Source organism: Actinomadura logoneensis, from assembly GCF_003428695.1.
Classification (GTDB): Bacteria; Actinomycetota; Actinomycetes; order Streptosporangiales; family Streptosporangiaceae; genus Spirillospora; species Spirillospora logoneensis.
Window position 1 is genome coordinate 1 of the sequence record NZ_QURH01000566.1, and the last position, 1,701, is coordinate 1,701.

2 protein-coding genes are annotated in these 1,701 nt (G+C 74.8%); both read right to left on the reverse strand.

The genetic code is table 11. From position 1 onward, the window contains the following. Positions 1-159: 159 nt before the first annotated feature. Positions 160-777 carry a hypothetical protein gene (locus DZF91_RS24210; protein ID WP_117359592.1) on the reverse strand — a complete coding sequence of 206 codons (618 nt, stop codon included), beginning with the start codon at positions 775-777 and terminating at the stop codon, positions 160-162. A 126-nt stretch (positions 778-903) separates the two neighbouring features. Next, entirely contained in the window at positions 904-1,599 is a 696-nt protein-coding gene (locus DZF91_RS24215) for a response regulator (RefSeq protein ID WP_117359593.1), read from the reverse strand. Between the last annotated feature and the right edge of the window lie 102 nt (positions 1,600-1,701).

Consider the following 1,701-nt stretch of genomic DNA (forward strand, 5'->3'; position numbering starts at 1 on the left):
CTCGCGCGGGCCGGGAGCGACTCGCGCGGGCCGGGAGCGACTCGCGCGGGCCGGGAGCGACTCGCGCGGGCCGGGAGCGACTCGCGCGGGCCGGGGGCGACTCGCGCGAGCCCGCCACGAAGGGGGTGTGGATGCCGATCGTCCGGTGGGCGCGGGCGGTCAGGCGTGGTTCGTCCTGAGGGGTGCGCTGGGCGCGGGCGCATCGGCGGTGCGCCGGGCCGTCAGCATCAGCACGCCGATGTGGGCGAAGGGCAGGATCAGGACGAGGTCGGCGAGGTGCGCCACGACGACCTCGCGGGGGATCCTGCTCAGCGGGAAGAACAGCGCGCCGACCACCATGAGGATCCCCGTCGGCGGCGGCACGTACCTGATGCGCGCCAGCACGACGCCGAGCACGGCCATGCTGGTCGGGAAGAGCACGCCCGCGACCCACAGCGTGAGGAACGCCGGGACCGGGTGCTCGCCCACGACGCGGACGGCGTCGGCGTGCGACACCCCGAACAGCTCCTCGTACATGCCCTGCAACCCGAAGGACGCGCCGCCGAGACAGCCGTACACCGCCATCGGGAACGCGACCGCCGCGTAACGCGGGACGCGGCCTTCGATGTCGTGGAAGACGCGCGCCAGGCCGACGATCCACAGGACGGTCGCGAGCAGGATGAGCGTGCCGGTGGTGATGCCCTGCCGGTGCGCCTGCCAGAAGAACGTGGACGTCGCCTGGACGACCGGGGCCAGGATCAGGCAGCTCCCGGCGATGAATCTGGTGTGTGAACCCATGCCCTGGACGCTAGGGAAACGCGGCCCCGATTCCGTCAGCCCCCGGAACCGTCCGCATCACCGCGTTCGCCGCACGTCCACTACCGCGTTCGCGGAACGTCCCCTACAGCGTTCGCGGAACGGCCGCTACTCCGCGCGCGGTACCCCGGCCAGGCCCGACTGGTAGGCGATCACGACCAGGTGCGCGCGGTCGCGGGCGCCGAGTTTCGCCATCGCCCGGTTGACGTGCGTCTTCGCGGTCATCGGACGCATCCCCAGCCGGTCCGCGATGTCCTGGTTCGACAGGCCCTCCGCGACCAGCGCCACGACCTCCCGCTCCCGGACGGTCAGGGCGGCCAGCCGCTCCGGCGGGACCGGGGGCGTCCCGCCCGCCGGACCCGACCGGCCGACGAACGCCGAGATCAGCCGCCTGGTCACGCTCGGCGCGAGCAGGGCGTCCCCGGCCACCACCGTCCGGACGGCCCGCCGCAGGTCGTCCGGCGCGAGGTCCTTGAGCAGGAAGCCGCTCGCGCCCGCGTGCAGCGCCCCGAACACGTACTCGTCGGCGTCGAAGGTCGTCAGCACCACGACCCGGGTCGCGGCGAGCCGTTCGTCGGACAGCAGCGTCCGGGTGGCGGCCAGGCCGTCCGTTCCGGGCATCCGCACGTCCATGAGGACGACGTCGGGCCGGTGCTCGCGGGCGAGCGCGACCGCCTCGGCGCCGTCCGCGGCCTCACCGACGACCACGATGTCGTCGGCGCGTTCGAGCAGCGCCCGGAACCCGGCGCGGACCAGCGTCTGGTCGTCGGCCAGCAGCACCCGGATCGGCGCGTCCCGCGTCATGTCGTCCCTCCGCCCGGCAGCCGCGCCCGCACCCGGAACCCGCGTCCGCCGGGCAGCGGCCCGGCCTCGACCGCGCCGCCCAGCCCGGCCGCGCGCTCGGCC

What these genes read in the sequence shown, in the direction of transcription:
- DZF91_RS24215 (WP_117359593.1), bottom strand. Translation starts at nt 1,599, where the DNA reads ATGACGCGGGACGCGCCGATCCGGGTGCTGCTGGCCGACGACCAGACG.
- DZF91_RS24210 (WP_117359592.1), bottom strand. Translation starts at nt 777, where the DNA reads ATGGGTTCACACACCAGATTCATCGCCGGGAGCTGCCTGATCCTGGCC.